Origin of the sequence: Enterobacter cloacae complex sp. 2024EL-00214 (assembly GCF_043945575.1) — a bacterium.
In the GTDB taxonomy this organism is placed as follows: Bacteria; Pseudomonadota; Gammaproteobacteria; order Enterobacterales; family Enterobacteriaceae; genus Enterobacter; species Enterobacter cloacae_P.
In genome coordinates this window covers 58,547-79,404 of sequence record NZ_JBIMRC010000006.1, presented here as the reverse complement: position 1 = coordinate 79,404, position 20,858 = coordinate 58,547, and the positions used below count along the sequence as shown (strand labels likewise).

Genomic DNA, 20,858 nt, shown 5'->3' with positions numbered 1-20,858 from the left:
TGTTGCTATCTGGCCTTTAAAATAGAATGAAGGGAGAAAAATTTTCTCTGTGAGGTGGGTATGCTAGATAAAATTGACCGCAAGCTGCTTTCATTGCTGCAAAGCGACTGCACCCTCTCTTTGCAGGCGTTGGCAGATGCCGTTAATCTGACCACCACACCCTGCTGGAAGCGACTCAAGAAGCTGGAAGATGACGGCATTCTGTTGGGGCGCGTTGCGTTGCTGGACCCTGAAAAGCTGGGGCTTGGGCTGACGGCATTTGTGCTGATAAAAACGCAGCACCACAGCAGCGAGTGGTATTGCCGCTTCGTGACCCAGGTTTCTGACATGCCGGAAGTACTCGGCTTCTGGCGTATGGCAGGGGAATACGATTATCTGATGCGCGTCCAGGTCGCCGATATGAAGCGTTATGATGATTTTTACAAGCGGCTGGTCAACAGCGTACCGGGCTTGTCGGACGTCACCTCAAGCTTTGCGATGGAACAGATTAAATACACCACCGCATTACCCATTGATTAATTAAATAACTTCCCGGCGTTGCCGGAATAATACCTTCAGGAACAAACCGCGTGCGATTATTTGCCCAATTAAGCTGGTACTTTCGTCGGGAGTGGCAACGCTACCTCGGCGCAGTATGCCTGCTTATTATCATTGCCATTTTGCAGCTGATCCCGCCGAAAGTGGTGGGGTTTGTCGTGGATGGCGTCACGAAACAGCATTACACCACCGCACGGGTGTTGATGTGGGTTGGTACGCTGGTGCTGACCGCGGTAATTGTTTACCTGCTGCGCTACGTCTGGCGTGTGCTTTTATTTGGCGCGTCCTATCAGCTGGCTGTAGAGCTGCGCGAAGATTTTTATCGCCAGCTGAGTCGTCAGCATCCTGAGTTTTACCTGCGTCATCGCACCGGGGATCTCATTGCCCGCGCCACCAACGACGTGGATCGCGTGGTGTTTGCCGCCGGGGAAGGGGTGTTAACGCTGGTGGATTCTCTGGTGATGGGCTGCGCGGTGTTGATCGTGATGTCTACCCAGATCAGCTGGCAGCTGACCCTGCTGGCGTTACTGCCGATGCCGTTGATGGCGTTGGCGATCAACCGCTACGGTGAAAAGCTTCATGAACGTTTCAAGCTGGCGCAGGCGGCATTTTCATCGCTTAACGATCGTACTCAGGAGAGTATGACCAGTATTCGCATGATCAAAGCGTTCGGTCTGGAGGACAGACAATCTGCGCTGTTTGCGGCCGATGCGGCGGATACGGGGGCGAAAAACATGCGTGTCGCGCGCATTGATGCGCGTTTTGACCCGACGATATATATCGCGATCGGTATGGCGAACCTGCTGGCCATTGGCGGTGGGAGCTGGATGGTGGTACAGGGGTCGATGACCCTCGGCCAGTTGACCAGTTTTGCGATGTATCTGGGGCTGATGATATGGCCGATGCTGGCGCTGGCCTGGATGTTCAACATTGTTGAGCGCGGCAGCGCTGCCTACAGCCGCATTCGCACCATGCTGGCCGAAGCGCCAGTCGTCAATGATGGTAGCGAACCGGTGCCGGAAGGGCGTGGCGTGATGAAAGCGGATATTCGTGAATTTACCTATCCACACGCGGAACATCCGGTGATCGAAAATGTGAATTTCACGCTATCCCCCGGCCAGATGCTGGGTATCTGTGGCCCGACGGGTTCCGGGAAAAGTACCGTTCTGTCGCTGCTCCAGCGTCACTTTGATGTGACACAGGGCGACATTCGTTTCCACGATCGCCCTCTGACGCAGCTACTGCTGGACGACTGGCGCAGCCGTCTGGCGGTAGTCAGCCAGACGCCGTTCCTGTTTTCTGACACTGTGGCGAACAATATTGCGCTCGGTCACCCCGCAGCGACACAGGAAGAAATTGAACATGTGGCGCGTTTAGCCAGCGTGCACGACGATATTTTACGCCTGCCACAGGGCTATGAAACGGAAGTTGGTGAGCGCGGTGTCATGCTTTCCGGCGGGCAAAAGCAGCGTATTTCGATTGCGCGTGCGCTGTTGCTGAATGCCGAAATCCTGATCCTGGACGATGCGCTTTCCGCCGTCGATGGGCGTACTGAGCACCAGATCCTGCATAACCTTCGCCAGTGGGGAGAAGGACGCACGGTGATCATCAGCGCGCACCGTTTGTCGGCGCTGACGGAAGCCAGCGAGATTCTGGTGTTGCAGCACGGGCATATTGCCCAGCGCGGGCAGCATGACCAACTGGCCGGGCAGCCTGGCTGGTATCGTGATATGTATCGTTACCAGCAGCTTGAAGCGGCGCTGGACGATGCTCCTGAACAGGATGAGGAGGCCGCAAATGCGTAAGCCTGGAACGCAGTGGCCAACGCTCAAACGCCTGCTCGCCTATGGTTCGCCGTGGCGGAAACCACTGTCCCTTGCCGTGCTTTTGCTGTGGATTGCGGCCATTGCTGAGGTGAGTGGCCCTCTGCTCATCAGCTATTTCATCGACAACATGGTGGCGAAAAGCTATCTGCCGCTGGGACTGGTGGCAGGCTTAGGTGTGGCCTACGTTGGATTACAGCTGACGGCGGCCGGGCTGCACTATGCGCAATCGCTGCTCTTTAACCGGGCAGCCGTTGGCGTGGTACAGCAGCTGCGTACAGATGTTATGGATGCGGCACTGCGCCAGCCGTTGAGCGAGTTTGATATCCAGCCGGTTGGGCAGGTTATTTCACGCGTTACCAACGATACCGAGGTGATCCGCGATCTGTACGTCACCGTCGTGGCGACCGTGCTGCGCAGTGCTGCGCTGATTGGTGCCATGCTGGTGGCCATGTTCAGCCTCGACTGGCGCATGGCACTGGTGGCGATCACCATCTTCCCGGCAGTGTTAATCGTGATGGTCATCTATCAACGCTACAGCACGCCAATTGTGCGTCGCGTGCGAGCCTATCTGGCCGATATTAATGATGGTTTCAACGAAGTGATCAACGGGATGAGCGTCATTCAGCAGTTCCGCCAGCAGGCGCGCTTTGGTGAGCGAATGGGTGAAGCCAGCCGTTCGCACTATATGGCGCGTATGCAGACGCTGCGACTGGACGGTTTCTTGCTGCGCCCACTGTTAAGCCTCTTCTCGGCGCTGGTGCTCTGCGGCCTGTTGATGCTCTTTGGGCTGAGTTCAAACGGTACGATTGAAGTGGGTGTTCTGTACGCGTTTATTAGCTACCTCGGACGCCTTAACGAGCCGCTTATAGAGCTCACTACCCAGCAATCCATGCTGCAACAGGCCGTGGTGGCAGGGGAGCGCGTCTTCGAGCTGATGGACAGGCCGCGTCAGACCTATGGCAATGATGAACACCCCCTGAAAAGCGGGGCGATTGCTTTTGATAATGTTTCGTTTGCCTACCGTGACGACCGGCTGGTGTTGCAGGGCATTAGCCTTGATGTGCCGTCGCGTGGTTTTGTGGCGCTGGTGGGGCATACCGGCAGCGGCAAGAGCACCCTGGCGAGTTTGCTGATGGGGTATTACCCTTTAACGCAGGGCGAAATTCGTCTGGACGGGCGTCCGCTCGTGTCGCTCAGCCACAACGTGTTACGTAAAGGCGTTGCGATGGTGCAGCAAGATCCGGTCGTGATGGCGGATACGTTCTACGCTAACGTGACGCTGGGGCGGCCATATACCCATGAGCAGGTCTGGGAGGTGCTGGAAAAAGTACAGCTGGCTGACCTGGCACGCGAATTTAGCGACGGTATCAACACCCGGCTGGGTGAGCAGGGGAATAATCTCTCCGTCGGGCAAAAGCAGCTTCTGGCGCTGGCGCGTGTACTGATTGAAACGCCGCAGGTGCTGATTCTGGATGAAGCGACGGCCAGTATCGACTCCGGTACCGAACAGGCTATCCAGCAGGCGCTGGCCGCCGTGCGTGACCATACGACGCTGGTGGTCATCGCACATCGCCTGTCAACCATTGTTGAAGCCGATACCATTCTGGTGCTGCATCGCGGGCAGGCCGTCGAACGCGGTACGCACCGGGAGCTGTTAGAGGCAAAAGGGCGCTACTGGCAGATGTACCAGCTGCAACTGGCCGGAGAAGAGCTGGCCGCCAGCGCGCGCGAAGAAGAGTCGCTTAGCGCCTGATGCACCAAAATCAGGCAACGCGCTAACAGTCATTACTGTTGGTGCAAAACGGAAACGCACCATGCACTGTCATGGTGCGTTTTTTTTCCTCTGTAAGTCGGGCAATGCCTTTCCGCACGCATTACACCGCTTTTCTCCTCTGTTTTTAATTCTGGCACACCGCTTGCAATATCTCATACGTGTTAGCTGCGGCCATTACCGAATTCTGACTGGAGGGGATTTATGAAGCTGGTTACGGTTGTAATCAAACCATTCAAACTCGAAGACGTGCGTGAAGCGTTGTCTTCTATGGGTATTCAGGGACTGACTGTCACCGAAGTGAAAGGCTTTGGTCGTCAGAAAGGTCATGCCGAGCTTTATCGCGGGGCGGAATACAGCGTTAACTTCCTGCCAAAAGTAAAAATTGATGTCGCAATTGCCGATGACCAGCTTGATGAAGTCATTGATGTCATTAGCAAAGCGGCCTACACCGGCAAAATTGGCGACGGCAAAATTTTCGTTGCCGAATTGCAGCGCGTCATTCGCATTCGCACCGGCGAATCCGACGAAGCGGCATTGTAAGTAACTCCTGGCACACAGTGATAGGGATCGAGAAAATGAAGATAGCAACAATCAAAACGGCTCTGGGTTCTCTGGCACTGCTGCCGGGCCTGGCAATGGCTGCAGCCCCTGCGGTGGTAGACAAAGCCGATAACGCTTTTATGATGATCAGTACCGCGCTGGTGCTGTTCATGTCTATTCCTGGTATTGCGCTGTTCTACGGCGGTCTGATCCGCGGTAAAAACGTGCTCTCCATGCTGACGCAGGTTGCCGTAACGTTCGCGCTGGTGTGCGTACTGTGGGTTGTCTACGGTTACTCGCTGGCATTCGGGGAAGGCAACGCCTTCTTCGGCAACTTTAACTGGGCGATGCTGAAAAATATTGAACTGACCGCCCTGATGGGCAGCTTCTATCAGTATATCCACGTCGCTTTCCAGGGCTCATTTGCCTGTATCACTGTGGGTCTGATTGTGGGTGCGCTGGCTGAGCGTATCCGTTTCTCTGCGGTGCTGATCTTCGTGGTCGTCTGGCTGACGCTCTCCTACGTGCCAATTGCCCATATGGTCTGGGGCGGTGGTCTGCTGGCGACGCATGGCGCGCTGGACTTTGCGGGCGGTACTGTTGTACACATCAACGCCGCGGTGGCGGGTCTGGTGGGGGCGTACCTGATTGGTAAACGTGTGGGCTTTGGTAAAGAAGCGTTCAAGCCGCATAACCTGCCAATGGTGTTTACCGGTACCGCAATTCTCTATTTTGGCTGGTTCGGCTTCAACGCAGGTTCTGCAAGTGCAGCTAACGAAATCGCCGCGCTGGCCTTTGTGAACACCGTTGTGGCAACGGCGGGTGCCATCCTCTCCTGGGTATTTGGTGAGTGGGCTATTCGCGGTAAACCCTCCCTGCTGGGAGCATGTTCTGGTGCGATTGCCGGTCTGGTTGGTATCACCCCTGCGTGTGGTTATGTCGGTGTCGGCGGGGGGCTGCTCATCGGTCTGGCGGCGGGGCTGGCAGGTCTGTGGGGTGTTACCGCACTGAAACGCGTTCTGCGCGTTGATGACCCTTGCGATGTGTTCGGCGTACACGGTGTTTGCGGCATCATTGGTTGTATCATGACCGGTATCTTCGCCGCAAAATCACTGGGTGGTGTTGGTTACGCAGAAGGCGTCACAATGGTTCATCAGTTGCTGGTGCAGCTGGAAAGTATCGCCATCACCGTTGTGTGGTCTGCCGTTGTGGCCTTCATCGGCTATAAACTGGCGGATATGACTGTGGGTCTGCGTGTACCGGAAGAGCAGGAACGCGAAGGTCTGGACGTGAACAGCCACGGCGAGAATGCGTACAACGCCTGATAAATTGCAAAAAGGCAACCTCGGTTGCCTTTTTTAGTGTTTATTCCCTCTCCCCGTGGGAGAGGGCCAGGGTGAGGACATCAGGCCGCACAAAATCATCCCCGGTTTCGCATGACCCCTTCCTGCACCGTCGAGGCCACCAGAATGCCCGCTTTGGTGTAAAACTCTCCGCGAACAAATCCGCGCGCGCTGGATGCCGAAGTGCTCTCCACACTGTAGAGCAGCCAGTCGTTTATATCGAACGGACGGTGGAACCACATGGAGTGGTCGATCGTTGCGACCTGCATCCCTTTCTCCAGGAACCCAACGCCGTGCGGCTGTAGCGCAACCGGCAGGAAGTTGAAGTCGGAAGCATAGCCCAGCAGGTATTGATGGACGTGAAAATCATCCGGCACGATACCGTTGGCGCGGATCCACACCTGGCGTTTTGGCTCGGCGGTGTGGCCTCTCATCGGGTTATGGAATTCGACAGGGCGGATCTCAAGCGGCTTGTCACAGATAAACTTCTCTTTCATCTGTGTCGGCAACAGATGCGCCAGCGCGCGGGCAATATCCGTCTCTGATTTGAGCTCATCCGGAGAAGGGGCTGGAGGCATCACTTTTTGATGCTCATAACCCGGTTCCGGAGCCTGGAATGAAGCCGTCATGTAAAAGATAGGCTTGCCATTCTGAATGGCCGCCACGCGGCGTGCGCTGAAACTGTTACCGTCTCTCAGCACTTCAACGTCGTACACAATCGGTTTCGTGCTATCTCCAGGGCGTAAAAAGTAGCTGTGAAATGAGTGCACCAGACGGTCTGCAGGGACGGTCTCCTTAGCTGCGTACAGCGCCTGTCCTACGACTTGCCCTCCGAAGACCTGGCGTAAGCCTAAATCTTCGCTCTGTCCGCGAAAGAGTCCTTCCTCAATTTTTTCCAGATTCAGTAATGTCAGCAGATTGTTTAGTGCCTGACTCATAGTCGTCCTCAATAAACGCCGTAGCGAAAGATACGCAGAGTATAACGCAGAAATGAAAGTGGTCAGATGGGTGGAATAATCTGAATAATGAGTCGAAATCAGGCATTAATAAGTGATTTGTGCCACACTTGTTTACGTTATGTGAATGCTAACGACATCGGGTGGGATCGATCCCGCTGGTGCATTGATGATAAGGAGACTTCAATGAAACTCGTACCCATGCTAAGTGGTATAGCTATTGCGGTGGCATTGTCTGCCTGCGCAGGTAAGAGCGCCCAGGTACCAGCCGCAGATCCGTATGGGATTAATACACTTTCACAGCAGTCCATTCAGCAGCCAAATGTTTCTGGTACGATCTGGATCCGTCAGAAAGTTGCTTTGCCGCCAGATGCGGTATTAACGGTGACGTTGTCTGACGCTTCGCTGGCTGATGCGCCGTCGAAAGTGCTGTCGCAACGCGTCGTTCGTACAGAAGGCAAACAGGCTCCGTTTAGCTTTGTGCTACCGTATAACCCAGCAGACGTGCAGCCGAATGCGCGTATTCTTCTGAGTGCGGCGGTAACGATCAACGGTAAGTTGGTCTTTATCACCGATACAGTACAGGAAGCGATCAACAACGGCGGGACAAAAGTTGACCTCAATCTGACACCTGTGCAGCAAACGGAAGTTCCTGTTGCGCCGTCAGCTCAGCCTTAATGGCTTTTGCCCTCTCCTTCGGGGGAGGGTATCAGTACACCCAGCGGTACTTCTGCAAATCTATCTGTCCTGATCCCGACACCTGCACCCCTTCCGAAAGTAATGCCTGGCGCTGGCGCTGCAAGTCTGGCCCGGTGAGCGAAATAGTTCCGTGGCGATTCACCACCCGATGCCAGGGCAATGTGCTTCCTTCCGGTAACCGTTTCAGTACGCCACCGACCTGACGTGCCGCGCGGGGAGAACCCGCAAGACGAGCAACGTCGCCATAGGTGGCGACATAACCTTCAGGAATAGAGGCAACAATCTGCCAGACCCGGACAGGAAAGGTGTCAGGTAACGGTTCAGGGAGTGGATCGTAAGAGTCCATATTGCTTACCAGACGTAAAAAAACACAGGATAAGTGACCCTGAAATGATTGTGAAGCGGCACGGGTATCTTGCTCAGTCAGCCTGTTGAACGGTGAACTCCAGTGCGAGGCCGATCACTTTTGTGCCGCTGGCGGCAGGTTGATCGCGCATCGCGACCAGACTTTCGAGAAATTTCAGCTTTCTCGCCGGGGTATTGATGATGAGTTTGGCCCGAAGATCGGGTAAGGCCTGTGAGCAGATGGGATAGATAACGCGCCCGGATACAGCAACCGGTATTCTTCTCAGGTTGATGTGACGTACTACGCCAATGGTGGAATAAAGTACCGCGATCGGCGTGACGAAAAGCATGGGGCGTTCGCTAATGCTGACAAAATCCAGCATCAGGTCGGGGCGCAGAAAGTTCAGCCCTTTATGATGGAGAGTCACGCCGTCAATGGCTGGCATGGCGAGGGTCAATGTTTTGGGGAGCGTGTTAATCATGGGTGCATCCTGGAAAGAGATAAAGCGCCTGGTCAGCCACATTCAAAGAGTGTGGCATGAGTGAGCAAATTTACTGCGAAGGGGTTCGCAATCTGTGCATCTGTACTGACTGCAAAGGTGATGAGGGACCTATTTGCTCCGGTTTGCGCAATAAACCACCATCCGGATGCCAGCAGCTTGCAATTGGTGGGCTGCACAGGGATAATGCGCCAGCGCGTTGGTTAACAACGCTCTCAATGGGGGCTCTGTTGGTTCTCCCGCAACGCTACTCTGTTCACCAGGTCAGGTCCGGAAGGAAGCAGCCAGGGCAGACGACGTGTGTGCCGGGATGTAGCTGGCAGGGCCCCCACCCATTTCTGCTCTCTGTAGACTCTCCTGCGTTCTCTCCCCCCAACTTCAGCTCGTTACCCACAGAAATTAAAGGTATTTAATATCTTATATAATATATATTTCATCTTGCTGAAATATTACTGTCATAAACCTGTAATAATAGACTGCCATTTTATTATTGGGTGTCTTTTTTCTGTCATAAGCAAAAAATATATATCTGGATTACAATGTTAACTTCGTGTATTAAATAAAGGACTTATTCCGAAGGGAAGTGACAATCATGGTTACTGCGGTATTAAACGTTAAGATTGATGGTGCGCTAAAAGAAAGACTTCGCCATTATGCGGAAGTGAATAACGAAAATTTAAGCGTAACAACGGAGAAACTGCTGCTGCTGGCGTTTGAAGCAGTGGAAGAGGCGGGAGTATCGGAAGAGGATATTGATAATCAGCATACGGAAGAAGAGAGTGTAACTCCATTTACTCCTAAAGAAATCAAAGCACTACGCAAACTTCTGAAGAAGAGAAAATGAAACAACAACTGTCTACCGCCAACGACTACAAAGAGGCCTGCGATCTGTTGCGTTCAGGTTACGTGAAGCATGTCCGTCTTGGCTGGAATGTTGGTAGTGATGAGTTCTTTCGTATTGCGTCGGACTGGTGTGATACTGGCGCAAAAATAAAGAAAGAGGGTGAAAATTTCGTTATTTCACTGAAGGGCTTTCCTATTCCTCCTCAGCACTAAATCCTGACGGGTGAAAACTGCTGACTGCATACGTTACAGTCAGCAGTTTTTATTATTTGTTACGCAACGAAATAATATGTGATTTTAATCACGGGTTGAAATGTAACCAGTTCGTATTTCATTGGCTGCTTCTATCTTGCTCACATTAGACTAAACTCCGTTTGACGGATGGCATGTTTTTATTCAGAGCGAGCCACAGCGGCTTGATTCTGAGCAGCGCCTGTTCCAGTTCTGCCGGGGCGAGCGAGAAGGGGATGCGTAAATAACGATCAAACGCACCCGACAAACCGAACCGTGTTCCGGCTCCCAGATTGATCCCCAGCGTTTCAGCCCGTGCGGCAAGCTGTGTTGCCAGCATGCCCGGCAGTGCTATCCAGTATGAAAGCCCCCCTTCTGGCTCATGGAACGTCCATTCCGGGAAGTGTTCGCGCAACAGTTCACCGCAACGGTCACGGCGCTCAGCCAGCATTTTCCGGCGAGCCGGGAGAAAAGTGTCGCTATTTTCGATAAGCCACAGCGTTGCCAGTTGTTCCAGCAGCGGCGATCCCAAATCCAGCGTGTCACGCGTCTGGGCAAGCGTTGCGATGGTTCGTGAGGAGGCGCGGATCCAGCCGAGGCGAAGTCCACCCCAGAAACTTTTTCCGGCGGAACCCAGTGTGATCACGGTGGCCTGCGGGTTAAACGCTGCCAGTGGCGGCGGCGGCGGTGAGCTAAACCATAAATCCACCATCGTTTCATCGACAACCAGCGTGGTACGAGTCTGAGCAGCGATGTCGGTTATCGCCTGACGGGTGGCGATATCCATACAGCGCCCCGTCGGATTGTGGAAATCCGGCATCAGGTATGCCAGACGCGGCGCTGTCTGGGCAAGCGTTGCCGCGAAGCCATCCGTATCCCAACCCGATTCCGGTAGCGAAACGCCGACAGGACGACACTGCGCCCCCTGAATAGCGGCAATCGCCAGCGGGTAGGTGGGGTGATCGACCACGACGCGATCGCCGGGGCCAGTCATCATCCGCAGTATCAGCGCAAAACCGCTGAGCGCGCCATTCACCACCATCACTTCGTCAGCCCGGGTCGGAAGCCCACGTGCGGTATAGCGTGCGGCAATGGCGTCGCGGAGTGCCGGTAACCCGAGCTGGTCATAACCCGTCAGCGAAAGGTGCTGGGCGATCGCCGTGAGTGCATGGGTGTAAGCCTGGTGGATTTCTGGCCCGGCATTGAGCGCGGCAGTAGAGAGATCCAGTGCCGCACTTGCCGCTGAAAGGGTAGGTACGGCACGGGTATCCGGCAGGATCACGCGTGAACCGCTGCCGTGACGGCTTTCCAGATACCCTTCTTCCCGCAGATGAGCCAGCGCACTGCTGATGGTGGTGCGGCTAACGTCCAGCGCAGAGGCCAGCTCCCGCTCGCCCGGCAGACGCGTGTTAAGCGCCAGCCTGCCATCAAGAATTAACAGACGTAACGCGTCAGCCAGCTGACGCCAGAGCGGGATCCGGGTAGAGGTTTGTTGCCAGTGGCCAAGCAGGCGTACCAAAGACTGGCTACCGAAACGACGTGATGACATATGCAGTCCACTATTTGAAAACTGGACATTAATCATAATGCCATTTTCGCACAATATGAAAGTCTGGTTTTTCGGAGAAGATAAAAATGGTACGTCGTCTGCTGCAACTTTACGTCGGCTTAGGGCTTTATGGCCTGTCAACCGCAATGTTTATTCGTTCGGATCTGGGTGTCGATCCGTGGGACGTCTTTCACCTGGGGGTGGCGATACAGCTGGGAATGAGCATTGGCACGGTGATCATTTTGACCGGTGCGGCGGTGCTGCTGCTGTGGATCCCCCTGCGCCAGCTCCCCGGGCTTGGCACCCTCAGTAACGTGATTGTCATCGGTCTGGCGGCGGATGCCTCGATGGCGTTGATCCCCGAGCTAACCTCGCTGCCCATCCGAATTGCTCTGCTGGTTTCGGCTATTGTGATGAACGCGATAGCAACGGGTATGTATATTGGAGCCGGTTTTGGCGCAGGCCCGCGTGATGGTCTGATGACTGGCATTCATGCCAGAATGGGGTGGTCAATCCGTAGCGTGCGTACCTCGATTGAAGTGTCCGTTCTGCTGATTGGTTGTCTGCTTGGCGGTTCATTCGGTGTGGGAACGGTACTTTATGCCCTGACCATTGGCCCGCTTATCCAGATCTGTTTGCCCTGGTTCCGCCAGAAACCACGCGCTGATAAAATTCCTCAGCCGGAGCAGGTTGTTTAATTTTGCGAAGCGCTCACATGCTTTAATGATATCGCTGTGCCAGAATAGAAGTCATCTATTGATGCGGTGTCAGAATGCATGAAAGCGATCACTCTTTATGACGTAGCCCTCCTTGCGGGGGTTTCTTATCAGACCGTTTCCCGTGTGATCAACGACGCGGAACATGTCTCCGCCCGGACGCGGGAAAAGGTGCTGCAGGCGATGGCGGAGCTGAACTACGTTCCTAACCGTGGCGCACAGCAGCTGGCAGGTAAACGCACCCGCACGTTGGGGTTGATCACCACCGATCTGGCGCTGCACGCACCTTCACAAATTGCCTCGGCGGTAAAATCCCGTGCCGCAGCTCAGGGGGCAAGCGTGTTGATCTCAATGGTGGAACACCCGCAGCAGTGCTTGCCTGCCCTTCAGGAACTGCTGGCCCAGCGTGTGGAAGCTTTGCTGGTGAACGTTCCACTGGATGATGCTCACGCAGAGCAGCTTCAGGCGCTGGCATCACCTGTTCCGGTTCTGTTTCTGGATGTTGCACCTTCGGCACAGGTGAACAGCCTGGTGTTTAATGCCGCGCTGGGAGCCCACCTGGGGGTTGAGCATTTGCTCTCATTGGGGCATCAGCATATTGCACTTCTGAGCGGGCCGGAAAGTTCGGTCGCTGCGCGTGCGCGTCTGGCGGGGTGGAAAACCGCACTGGCGCAGGCCGGGCTTGAGGCGACCGCAGTAGCACATGGCGACTGGAGTGCAGTGTGCGGATATGAGAAGGGGCATGTGCTGTTGTCCGGTGCAGTGTTACCGGATGCCATTCTGGTCGCGAACGATCAAATGGCGCTGGGTGTGATGCGTGCCTGCGCAGAAAAGGGGATTGCGGTCCCTGGTCAGATATCGATTGTTGGGTTTGATGATACGGCAGATAGCGCCTGGTTTTCCCCTCCGCTCACTACCATTCGGCAGGCGTTTCGCGAGGCTGGCGAGCGAAGTGTGGAATGGCTGCTGGCCCCCGGCAGTGCTGAAAAATTCCGACAAATTCAGCTCCCTGTTACGCTAATTACCCGCCATTCCAGCGCTCGTCGTACGTCACGGCAGGCCGATCGTGAGGATCTGGCGCAACAGCTGAGAAACCTGGCGCTGCTGGCGGAACAACTCGCCCGTGAATAAGACTTTTGTGATCTGACTCGCTTCATCGCGTACGGACACTTTACCGGTGTCATTTACCAGGGCATGTTGACTAAAATTGTGAGCGCTTCGCAACGAGGTTATTATGCCCAATACTTCATCGCTGACCCTCAGCGCACTTCTGGCTCGTCGGGACTGGGAAAACCCCGGGGTGACGCAGTGGAACCGTCTGGCGGCGCATGCGCCGTTTCATAGCTGGCGTCATGAACAATCTGCCAGGGATGACGTGAGATCCGCCAGCATACGCTCTCTCAACGGGGAGTGGCGTTTTAGCTTTTATCCCGCACCAGAGCAGGTTCCGCAAGCATGGGTGGAAGAAGATTGTATCGATGCAGTCGTAATGCCGGTACCTTCGAACTGGCAGATGCAGGGTTTCGATACGCCTGTCTACACGAACGTCACCTATCCGATTGCCGTTAACCCTCCCTTTGTACCGGCAGAAAACCCTACTGGTTGTTACTCGCTCACATTTGAGATGGATGACGGCTGGCTGCAAGGCGGACAAACCCGAATTGTCTTCGATGGTGTGAACTCGGCATTCCATCTGTGGTGTAACGGTCAGTGGATAGGCTATTCGCAGGACAGTCGGCTACCCGCCGAATTTGATCTTTCAGCGGTACTGCGCCCCGGCCAGAACCGGCTGGCGGTGATGGTCCTGCGCTGGTGCGACGGCAGTTATCTGGAAGATCAGGACATGTGGCGCATGAGCGGGATTTTCCGCGATGTCTCCCTGCTGCATAAGCCCGGGACGCAGATTGCGGATTATCACGTCGTTACGGATCTGAATGCGGAGTTTGACCGGGCGGTGCTGAAGGTTGACGTTGCGCTGGCTGGCTCCCGCTATGCAGAGTGTGAAGTGGCATGTACCCTGTGGCGCAACGGCGAAAAATGCGCCAGCACCACTCAACACCCTGGCTCTGTCATTGTGGATGAGCGGGGGAATTGGGCCGAGCGGCTAACGGTGGCGATCCCGGTAGAGAGACCCGCGTTATGGAGTGCTGAAACGCCGGAACTCTATCGCCTGACGATTGCGCTTTTGGATGCGCAAGGCAACATGCTGGAGACGGAAGCCTGCGATGTCGGTTTCCGCCGCGTTGAAATCAGCAATGGCCTGCTGAAACTCAACGGAAAACCGCTGCTGATCCGCGGGGTAAACCGTCATGAGCATCACCCGGAAAACGGGCAGGTGATGGACGACGCGACGATGCGGCGCGACATCGAACTCATGAAACAACACAACTTTAACGCGGTTCGCTGCTCGCACTATCCTGACCATCCGCTGTGGTACACGCTTTGCGATCGTTATGGATTGTACGTTGTTGACGAAGCCAATATCGAAACGCACGGCATGGTGCCCATGAGCCGCCTTGCTGACGATCCCCGCTGGCTGCCAGCCATGAGCGAGCGTGTGACCCGCATGGTACAGCGCGATCGCAACCATCCCTCGGTGATTATCTGGTCGCTGGGAAATGAGTCTGGTCACGGCGCAAACCACGATGCCTTATATGGCTGGCTAAAAGCCACCGATCCGACGCGCCCTGTGCAGTACGAAGGCGGCGGGGCGAATACGGCGGCAACCGATATTGTTTGCCCGATGTATGCCCGTGTCGATCAGGATCAACCTTTCCCGGCAGTACCAAAGTGGTCAATCAAAAAGTGGATCGGCATGCCGGATGAGACGCGCCCGCTGATCCTCTGTGAGTACGCCCATGCAATGGGGAACAGCTTTGGTGGGTTTGCTAAATACTGGCAGGCATTTCGTCGCCACCCGCGTCTGCAGGGCGGGTTTGTCTGGGACTGGGTCGATCAGGCTCTGACCAGGAAAGACGAAAATGGTAATCCTTTCTGGGCCTACGGCGGGGACTTCGGCGATAAACCGAACGATCGTCAGTTCTGCCTGAACGGACTGGTGTTCCCTGACCGCACGCCGCATCCGGCACTGTATGAGGCGCAGCGCGCCCAGCAGTTCTTCATCTTCACGCTGGTGAGTACGTCTCCGCTGGTGGTTGAGGTGCAGAGCGATTACCTGTTCCGCCATACGGATAACGAGTTGCTGGAATGGTCGGTGCTTCGCGACGGGAAGGTACTGGCCGCTGGGGATATCACGCTTTCTGTTGCACCACAGGGTGTGCAGCGCCTCGAAATCTCTCTGCCGCAGTTCACGGCTGAGCCGGGTGAGGTCTGGCTTAATCTGGCCGTGTTGCAGCCTCGGGCAACGCCGTGGTCACCGGCAAACCATCGCTGTGCGTGGGAGCAATGGCCGCTTCCGGCTCCGCTGTATATTGCACCGCCGGTGAAGGCGGGTGAGCCTCCGGTCTTAACACAAAAAGATGACGTGCTGGAGCTGACACATCAGCAACAACGCTGGCAGTTCGATCGTGTCTCAGGAAATCTGACGCAATGGTGGCGTAATGGCGTTGAAACGCTGCTTTCGCCGTTGACGGATAACTTTACCCGCGCACCGCTGGATAATGATATCGGCGTGAGCGAGGCCACGCAAATTGACCCGAATGCGTGGGTTGAGCGCTGGAAAGCGGCGGGGATGTACGATTTACATCCCCGGGTGTTGGCGTGTGAAGGAGAGCAACACTCAGGCGAGGCGGTGGTGACAACACTGCATGTCTGGGAATATGGCGGCAAAGCACTGTTCCTGAGCCGTAAGGTCTGGCGGGTTGACAGTCGTGGTGTGCTGCATGCAGATGTGCAGATACAGGTCGCCTCTGACATCCCTGAACCGGCACGTGTCGGCCTGAGCTGTCAGCTCGCACAGGTACCGCAGAGCGCGTGCTGGCTGGGATTGGGGCCGCATGAGAACTATCCTGACAGAAAACTGGCGGCACAGCAGGGGCGCTGGACATTGCCGCTGGAAGCAATGCACACGCCGTATATCTTCCCGACAGAAAATGGCCTGCGCTGTGATACCCGTGAACTGGTGTTAGGGGCACACCAGCTGCAGGGACAGTTCCATTTCTCCGTGAGCCGCTATAGCCAGCAACAGCTGCGCGAGACAACCCATCATCATCTGCTACGCGAGGAACCGGGGTGTTGGCTTAATCTTGACGCGTTCCATATGGGCGTGGGCGGCGATGACTCCTGGAGCCCCAGCGTTTCACCAGAGTTTATCCTGCAAAAACGCCAGCTACGCTATACCTTTAGCTGGCATCAGAACATTAGCTGACCTGACAGATACGGCCACATACGGTGGCCGTACTTTTAATCCTGCTTAAGCAGGATGATTTTCGAGGTTGTATTCAGCCCACAGAATAAATTCCACTTTTGGCATTGCTTTGCTGTAGTACCACCCTTGTCCGTACTGTACCCCGTGGCGGTGCAGCCAGGCGAGCTGCCCTGCCGTTTCAATACCCTCCGCAACCATCGCCAGCTTCAGCGATTTCGCCATTTCAATAATGTGTGGCGTCACATTTTTGTACTCCAGCGCATTCACGAAAGATTTATCAATTTTTAGCGTATCGACGTCCAGATCCTGCAGGTAACTGAGACTGGAATAGCCGGTTCCAAAATCATCAATATAAATAGCGTGGCCTGAACGGCGGAATGCAGCAATGGCCGGGGCGCTGACCTTTGGATCGGCAAAACCGCGCTCGGTGAGTTCAAGGGCTATTTGTCCGGGGTGGACTTGCCATTTGTTCAGCAGATGATGAAGCAGGGGCGGTAGCTTACCGGAGGTCAGATCGTCGGGCGCAAGGTTAATGGAAATATGCTGATCCGGATGAAGGTGTAACCAGTGCCCCATATCTTCGAATACTTTTTCGATGATTAATTGAGTCAGCTGCGAAATAAGGCCCGTTTGTTCCGCGAGCGACACAAAAATATCGGGTGACAGGTGGCTCCCGTCAGGCTGCGGCCAGCGTGCCAGCGCCTCCGCGCCGACCATCTTTCCACTGCCTAACGCCACAATGGGCTGATAGTGGACCACAAAATCACGGCTGTTAATGGCATCCTGCAGGCGGTTACGCGGAGACTGTATGTGGCGCAGAAGTCGCAGCATAAAGAACGCGGCAAGCAGGCTGATCAATATCCCTGCAGGAAGCCAGATGAGCAACTGTTGATGCCAGTTTTCATCCAGCGGTTTCAGCGCTGCCCACGCCACCACCGTAAAGCCCAGTTCCGGAACGGGTTTAGTGATATACATCGAACCGTTGTACTGCAGGCGCGTTATTTTCTGGTTACCCAGAAGCGCGTGAATATGGTGATCAAGCGTATTACTGCTGGCAAAAATCAGATTGCGCGCGTCGCCAATCAAAGCAGCATCAATGTGGGTCGTACTGAACGGGAGCACATCCACCAGAGAGTCGGGGTCGATCATCACCAGGTAATGTCCCCGACCGACAATGGCCATATAGTGGTTAAACCCAAGATCGTTTTGTGGTGACAGCCATGTGCTGTAGCCGTCCCGGGTAATGCGCATCGGAGGGGGATAGGCAGGTGCGTTGCTGATTTGTTCGAGAGATGAACAGACGGGTTTCAGGTTATCAACATAAATCACCTCTTGCACATACCGCCGGGAGAAAGCGACCAGGCGCATCTCTCTCAGATGCTGACGACTGCAGGGAGGGGCTTCATAATTTTGCAGTTGGGTGAGTGCATCTTTCGCCTGAGCGACAACCCCGTCTGTACGCATCAATACGCGTGAAGCATAGTTATCCAGTACATTGACAAACTGCTCTTCCGCCTGGCGATGGGCCAGCCAGATACTGAGGCAAATCGGCACCAGCACAGAAACGATCAGTATGCCTGTCACCAGGCTGACCAGATGTCGGGTTTTCATGCAGCTGTTTCCTTCCTCATATGCCCAATCCCGGGACACTGAGTGTGCTCGCCAGAGGAAAAAGATTTTATCGCGAAATGATATAGTTATAGCACGTGCCATTTATTGATTTCACTTCGTTCCCAGGCAAATCAGAAAATAATTCCGGGGATACGGTGCATGATCGGGGCTTGCTTTTGTACGGTGACTCAGATACTGTTTTGTTATGTTATAACAAAACATATGGAGTCTATGATGAAATCTGATATCCACCCAGCCTATCGCACCGTCGTGTTTCACGACACCAGTGCCAATGAGTACTTTAAAGTCGGCTCAACCATCAGAACCGATCGCGAAATTGAACTCGACGGTAGAACGTATCCATACGTTTCTATTGAGGTTTCTTCGAAGTCACATCCGTTCTACACCGGTAAGCAAAAAACGTTTTCGGCAGAAGGCAGTACGGCACGCTTCCGTCAGCGTTTTGGCGGTTTTCTTAATGCGAAGCGGGGTTAATCATGCAGGTACTTAATTCTCTGCGCAGTGCGAAACAGCGCCATCCGGATTGCCAGATAGTCAAACGCAAAGGACGACTGTACGTTATTTGCAAATCTAACCCGCGTTTTAAGGCTGTTCAGGGACGTAAAAAAAGACGTTAAGCGCACGTAGCACGCCAACTTTCCAGGGATCTTCTCTGCTTGCCATCGGGTCGGTGGCAAGCGTGTTTTCAAACACACCCACCTTGCAGGAGGGTGTGTTCAGGTTGTTGTATGCGTTGGGAGGCTGACGCACACAGATTCTCGTTACGCAGCAGCGGGGCGGGAAAGCGTAAAGACATCATAGAAGGAGAGCTGGCCTTTGGTTGATACCATTTTCTGCAGCTTCTCTTTTTGCACGGTCTCTACCGCTGGGGAATGCAAAATGCTGTCGATCAGTTCTGACGGGACAAAGCGTGTGTTATACCACTCGCCGTTATAGCAGACCCGGAAATCGAGCACGTCGATATCTTCGTAGCGATAACGAGGATGCACGTCGAAAAAGAAAAAGGCGTTAAACACCACAAACAGTACAACCAGCAGCCAGACGGAATCCACCAGCGTGTCGGACTTCAGCATTACAATAAGCGTCGCCAGCCAGGCAGCATACATGGCGACAAACAGCCCTGGATGTTTGCGGATAAAACTAATGCTAAAGCGCGGGCGATTGTCGCGCTTTTCACGGATGTTAAGATCGTCGATGGTGGCGGTAAGCAGGCGCTGTATCTCGGTCATTTTTTGCCTTCATGAATTATGAAAATACAGGGGATCTGCCTATTTTAGGGGAGCCATTTGGTTGAAAAAAGTAACAGTTATGTACAGAAAGACCATAACAGTTTGCTCCCCACCGGATTACAGCGTTTTTATTATTTTAGCTGGATTTCCGCCGACGACGACGTTGGCCGGAACATCTTTGGTGACAACGGCACCGGAAGCAACCACCACATTATCACCAATGGTGACGCCAGGGTTAATAACGGCTCGTCCACCAATCCAGACATTATTGCCAATGCTGACAGGTTTGCCAAACTCGACACCGCTGTTACGTTCGTCAGCATCCAGCGGGTGTGTCGCCGTATAGATATGAACACCCGGAGCGAGCATGCAGTTGTCGCCAATATGAATAGGGCAGACATCAAGCATCACACAATCGAAGTTAGCGTAAAACGCGTTACCCAGATAAATGTTATAGCCGTAATCGCAGCGGAAGCCTGGCTCAATATAAGCGCCTTCACTTTTCCCCAGGAGTTCTGCGAGTATCTGCTGGCGTTCTGGTTTTGCATCAGGAGTCGTGTGGTTATAGCGGTGAACAAGATGACGGGCATGCAGTCGATCGGCCCGTAACGTCTCATCACCGGGGAGGTAATGTTCACCTGCGATCATCTTCTGTTTTTCTGTGCTCATGGGAAACCTCTCTGGGATCGTGAATTACCTCAGGGTAAAGAGGATTAACCAGAAAGGGAACGTTCCCAAAAAATCGTTGTGACCACAGTCACAACATAGTTGCTGCTGAACACTTTTTACTCGGGAACCTGGTTTTCACTCAGGGAGTGTAATTCGAAAGGTGACTTCAGTTTAGAAAATGGCAAAACCTCTGCAGATACACGTCAAAGATTAACGGACAAATTTCCACACAGAAGAGGGGATTTTGTCATACAGTTTATTCATTGTTAGCTCAGCAAGACGATGGTCAGCCGCTGAATAAAATACAGCCAGTTCATTATCAGAAAGCTCGTATTTATTCTTTTCAATTACACGTTCCAGCGTGTCTATTGACTGACAACGTCGTAAGCGCATCAAATAATCGATCTTGGTTAATGGTTTATCAGACATAAATTTACCTTAGTAGTTGTAATAATTTTAACAGGAAAGGCTAACAGGGTTAGCTCTGCTCACGTTGACGAAACAGCGAAATAGACGATTCCCAGATTTACGCCATTTTTGCAAATCCTGTGCGTTAATGCCGTAGCTGCTGAACAACATAAAGGTGTCGTCCAGGTATTCGTCAATTTGCTCAATCAGCTTATTATCTTCATTGTACTTAATTTTATAATTAAGTGCGAAGGTTGCGATATGCTCTATCAGCTCATTCAGCTGTAAATTGATAGCAGACGTAGGATCGTTCACCCAGCCGTGGTTACTTTCATCAAGATTGGCAAGGCAGTCATGGTACAAGGATTCGCAGAGAAATTTCAACTGCGCGATATCATGCCTTTTTGGCGAGTACTCGTCCATAGCGCATCCCCTTTTGAGTGATTTCTTACTCACCGAACATCAACGTCGGGATGGATACAACATACTTAGCCGCACGGGTGCTGTGTTCCTGATAACTCTAACTATAAGCCACTCCTTTCAAGATTTCATCGCGCTATTACGAAAAATTACAATTAAAACGCAACGCTGCGAACTTGTACGCAATTGTTTGCCCTGGGGCTGGTTGCGTAATCTAAAACAGGAGTGACTTTTTTACGGCTTCCTTATGTTTCATTGAGTTAACATTTGTCACCAAATGAAGTCCTGATTCAGACATTCGCTATCCAGACACA

23 protein-coding genes and 1 other RNA gene are annotated in these 20,858 nt (G+C 53.7%); 14 read left to right on the top strand and 10 right to left on the bottom strand.

From position 1 onward, the window contains the following. The first annotated feature begins 60 nt into the window (after window positions 1-60). The 5 genes from ACHHZ6_RS08935 (at window position 61) to amtB (ending at window position 6,002) form a co-directional block, all read left to right on the top strand. Window positions 61-519, top strand: a complete 459-nt coding sequence (locus tag ACHHZ6_RS08935; protein WP_182273959.1) for an Lrp/AsnC family transcriptional regulator — start codon at window positions 61-63, stop codon at window positions 517-519. Between the two features lie 50 nt (window positions 520-569). Continuing rightward, on the top strand, window positions 570-2,342 hold the full coding sequence (locus ACHHZ6_RS08930) for a SmdA family multidrug ABC transporter permease/ATP-binding protein (protein WP_395122109.1): 1,773 nt from the start codon (window positions 570-572) through the stop codon (window positions 2,340-2,342). Continuing rightward, window positions 2,335-4,116 carry a SmdB family multidrug efflux ABC transporter permease/ATP-binding protein gene (locus tag ACHHZ6_RS08925; protein ID WP_182919500.1) on the top strand — a complete coding sequence of 594 codons (1,782 nt, stop codon included), beginning with the start codon at window positions 2,335-2,337 and terminating at the stop codon, window positions 4,114-4,116. Before ACHHZ6_RS08930 ends, ACHHZ6_RS08925 begins: the two co-directional genes overlap by 8 nt. A 222-nt stretch (window positions 4,117-4,338) precedes the next feature. Continuing rightward, window positions 4,339-4,677 (top strand): P-II family nitrogen regulator, encoded by a 339-nt coding sequence (gene glnK / locus ACHHZ6_RS08920; protein WP_008503304.1) that lies wholly within the window; start codon window positions 4,339-4,341, stop codon window positions 4,675-4,677. Window positions 4,678-4,712: 35 nt separating this feature from the next. Next, entirely contained in the window at window positions 4,713-6,002 is a 1,290-nt protein-coding gene (gene amtB, locus ACHHZ6_RS08915; protein WP_182273962.1) for an ammonium transporter AmtB, read from the top strand. A gap of 95 nt (window positions 6,003-6,097) precedes the next feature. Here amtB and tesB read toward each other — a convergent pair whose 3' ends face one another. Then, window positions 6,098-6,958, bottom strand: coding sequence for an acyl-CoA thioesterase II (tesB, locus tag ACHHZ6_RS08910; RefSeq protein ID WP_182273963.1), 861 nt, complete (start codon window positions 6,956-6,958; stop codon window positions 6,098-6,100). A 204-nt stretch (window positions 6,959-7,162) separates the two neighbouring features. On the opposite strand from tesB, the gene ACHHZ6_RS08905 reads away from it, so the two are divergent. Beyond that, on the top strand, window positions 7,163-7,654 hold the full coding sequence (locus ACHHZ6_RS08905) for a YbaY family lipoprotein (RefSeq protein WP_182273964.1): 492 nt from the start codon (window positions 7,163-7,165) through the stop codon (window positions 7,652-7,654). Between the two features lie 31 nt (window positions 7,655-7,685). On the opposite strand, the gene ACHHZ6_RS08900 is transcribed toward ACHHZ6_RS08905, so the two are convergent. Both ACHHZ6_RS08900 and ACHHZ6_RS08895 read right to left on the bottom strand, forming a co-directional pair. Further along, on the bottom strand, window positions 7,686-8,021 hold the full coding sequence (locus ACHHZ6_RS08900) for an MGMT family protein (protein ID WP_395122108.1): 336 nt from the start codon (window positions 8,019-8,021) through the stop codon (window positions 7,686-7,688). A 73-nt stretch (window positions 8,022-8,094) separates the two neighbouring features. Beyond that, window positions 8,095-8,502 carry a dTDP-glucose pyrophosphorylase gene (locus ACHHZ6_RS08895; RefSeq protein WP_182273966.1) on the bottom strand — a complete coding sequence of 136 codons (408 nt, stop codon included), beginning with the start codon at window positions 8,500-8,502 and terminating at the stop codon, window positions 8,095-8,097. A 246-nt stretch (window positions 8,503-8,748) separates the two neighbouring features. Between ACHHZ6_RS08895 and ffs the strand changes: the two genes are divergently transcribed. From ffs to ACHHZ6_RS08880, 3 genes are all read left to right on the top strand, one after another. Then, an RNA gene (gene ffs, locus ACHHZ6_RS08890) (signal recognition particle sRNA small type) lies at window positions 8,749-8,845 on the top strand. A gap of 267 nt (window positions 8,846-9,112) precedes the next feature. Next, on the top strand, window positions 9,113-9,364 hold the full coding sequence (locus tag ACHHZ6_RS08885; protein WP_182273967.1) for a hypothetical protein: 252 nt from the start codon (window positions 9,113-9,115) through the stop codon (window positions 9,362-9,364). Continuing rightward, window positions 9,361-9,576: a hypothetical protein gene (locus ACHHZ6_RS08880; RefSeq protein WP_014069144.1), complete on the top strand. Its 216-nt coding sequence runs from the start codon at window positions 9,361-9,363 to the stop codon at window positions 9,574-9,576. Before ACHHZ6_RS08885 ends, ACHHZ6_RS08880 begins: the two co-directional genes overlap by 4 nt. Window positions 9,577-9,721: 145 nt before the next feature. On the opposite strand, the gene ACHHZ6_RS08875 is transcribed toward ACHHZ6_RS08880, so the two are convergent. Beyond that, window positions 9,722-11,143, bottom strand: a complete 1,422-nt coding sequence (locus ACHHZ6_RS08875) for a PLP-dependent aminotransferase family protein (RefSeq protein ID WP_182273968.1) — start codon at window positions 11,141-11,143, stop codon at window positions 9,722-9,724. 86 nt (window positions 11,144-11,229) lie between these two features. Between ACHHZ6_RS08875 and ACHHZ6_RS08870 the strand changes: the two genes are divergently transcribed. The 3 genes from ACHHZ6_RS08870 to ACHHZ6_RS08860 all read left to right on the top strand — a co-directional run bounded on the left by ACHHZ6_RS08870 (window position 11,230) and on the right by ACHHZ6_RS08860 (window position 16,186). Further along, window positions 11,230-11,841: a YitT family protein gene (locus ACHHZ6_RS08870; RefSeq protein WP_182919502.1), complete on the top strand. Its 612-nt coding sequence runs from the start codon at window positions 11,230-11,232 to the stop codon at window positions 11,839-11,841. A 78-nt stretch (window positions 11,842-11,919) separates the two neighbouring features. Continuing rightward, window positions 11,920-12,990: a LacI family DNA-binding transcriptional regulator gene (locus tag ACHHZ6_RS08865; RefSeq protein ID WP_395122107.1), complete on the top strand. Its 1,071-nt coding sequence runs from the start codon at window positions 11,920-11,922 to the stop codon at window positions 12,988-12,990. A 103-nt stretch (window positions 12,991-13,093) separates the two neighbouring features. Further along, the gene (locus ACHHZ6_RS08860; RefSeq protein WP_395122106.1) at window positions 13,094-16,186 is read left to right on the top strand and encodes a beta-galactosidase; all 3,093 of its coding nucleotides are present in this window, start codon (window positions 13,094-13,096) and stop codon (window positions 16,184-16,186) included. Window positions 16,187-16,231: 45 nt separating this feature from the next. On the opposite strand, the gene ACHHZ6_RS08855 is transcribed toward ACHHZ6_RS08860, so the two are convergent. Continuing rightward, window positions 16,232-17,797: an EAL domain-containing protein gene (locus tag ACHHZ6_RS08855; protein ID WP_395122105.1), complete on the bottom strand. Its 1,566-nt coding sequence runs from the start codon at window positions 17,795-17,797 to the stop codon at window positions 16,232-16,234. A 234-nt stretch (window positions 17,798-18,031) separates the two neighbouring features. Here ACHHZ6_RS08855 and ACHHZ6_RS08850 point away from each other — a divergent pair, with 234 nt between their 5' ends. Both ACHHZ6_RS08850 and ykgO read left to right on the top strand, forming a co-directional pair. After that, window positions 18,032-18,292 (top strand): type B 50S ribosomal protein L31, encoded by a 261-nt coding sequence (locus tag ACHHZ6_RS08850; protein ID WP_182274631.1) that lies wholly within the window; start codon window positions 18,032-18,034, stop codon window positions 18,290-18,292. Window positions 18,293-18,294: 2 nt separating this feature from the next. Further along, window positions 18,295-18,435, top strand: a complete 141-nt coding sequence (gene ykgO, locus ACHHZ6_RS08845) for a type B 50S ribosomal protein L36 (protein ID WP_003859006.1) — start codon at window positions 18,295-18,297, stop codon at window positions 18,433-18,435. Here ykgO and ACHHZ6_RS08840 read toward each other — a convergent pair. The 5 genes from ACHHZ6_RS08840 to tomB form a co-directional block, all read right to left on the bottom strand. Next, window positions 18,401-18,568, bottom strand: a complete 168-nt coding sequence (locus tag ACHHZ6_RS08840; RefSeq protein WP_395122163.1) for a hypothetical protein — start codon at window positions 18,566-18,568, stop codon at window positions 18,401-18,403. The genes ykgO and ACHHZ6_RS08840 overlap by 35 nt on opposite strands. An 11-nt stretch (window positions 18,569-18,579) precedes the next feature. After that, complete coding sequence (locus tag ACHHZ6_RS08835) at window positions 18,580-19,047, bottom strand: YlaC family protein (protein WP_182273973.1); 468 nt, start codon at window positions 19,045-19,047, stop codon at window positions 18,580-18,582. Between the two features lie 117 nt (window positions 19,048-19,164). Beyond that, the gene (maa, locus tag ACHHZ6_RS08830; RefSeq protein ID WP_182273974.1) at window positions 19,165-19,716 is read right to left on the bottom strand and encodes a maltose O-acetyltransferase; all 552 of its coding nucleotides are present in this window, start codon (window positions 19,714-19,716) and stop codon (window positions 19,165-19,167) included. 210 nt (window positions 19,717-19,926) lie between these two features. After that, window positions 19,927-20,145, bottom strand: a complete 219-nt coding sequence (locus ACHHZ6_RS08825) for an HHA domain-containing protein (protein ID WP_181622491.1) — start codon at window positions 20,143-20,145, stop codon at window positions 19,927-19,929. A 27-nt stretch (window positions 20,146-20,172) separates the two neighbouring features. Further along, the gene (tomB, locus tag ACHHZ6_RS08820) at window positions 20,173-20,547 is read right to left on the bottom strand and encodes an Hha toxicity modulator TomB (RefSeq protein WP_008499288.1); all 375 of its coding nucleotides are present in this window, start codon (window positions 20,545-20,547) and stop codon (window positions 20,173-20,175) included. Between the last annotated feature and the right edge of the window lie 311 nt (window positions 20,548-20,858).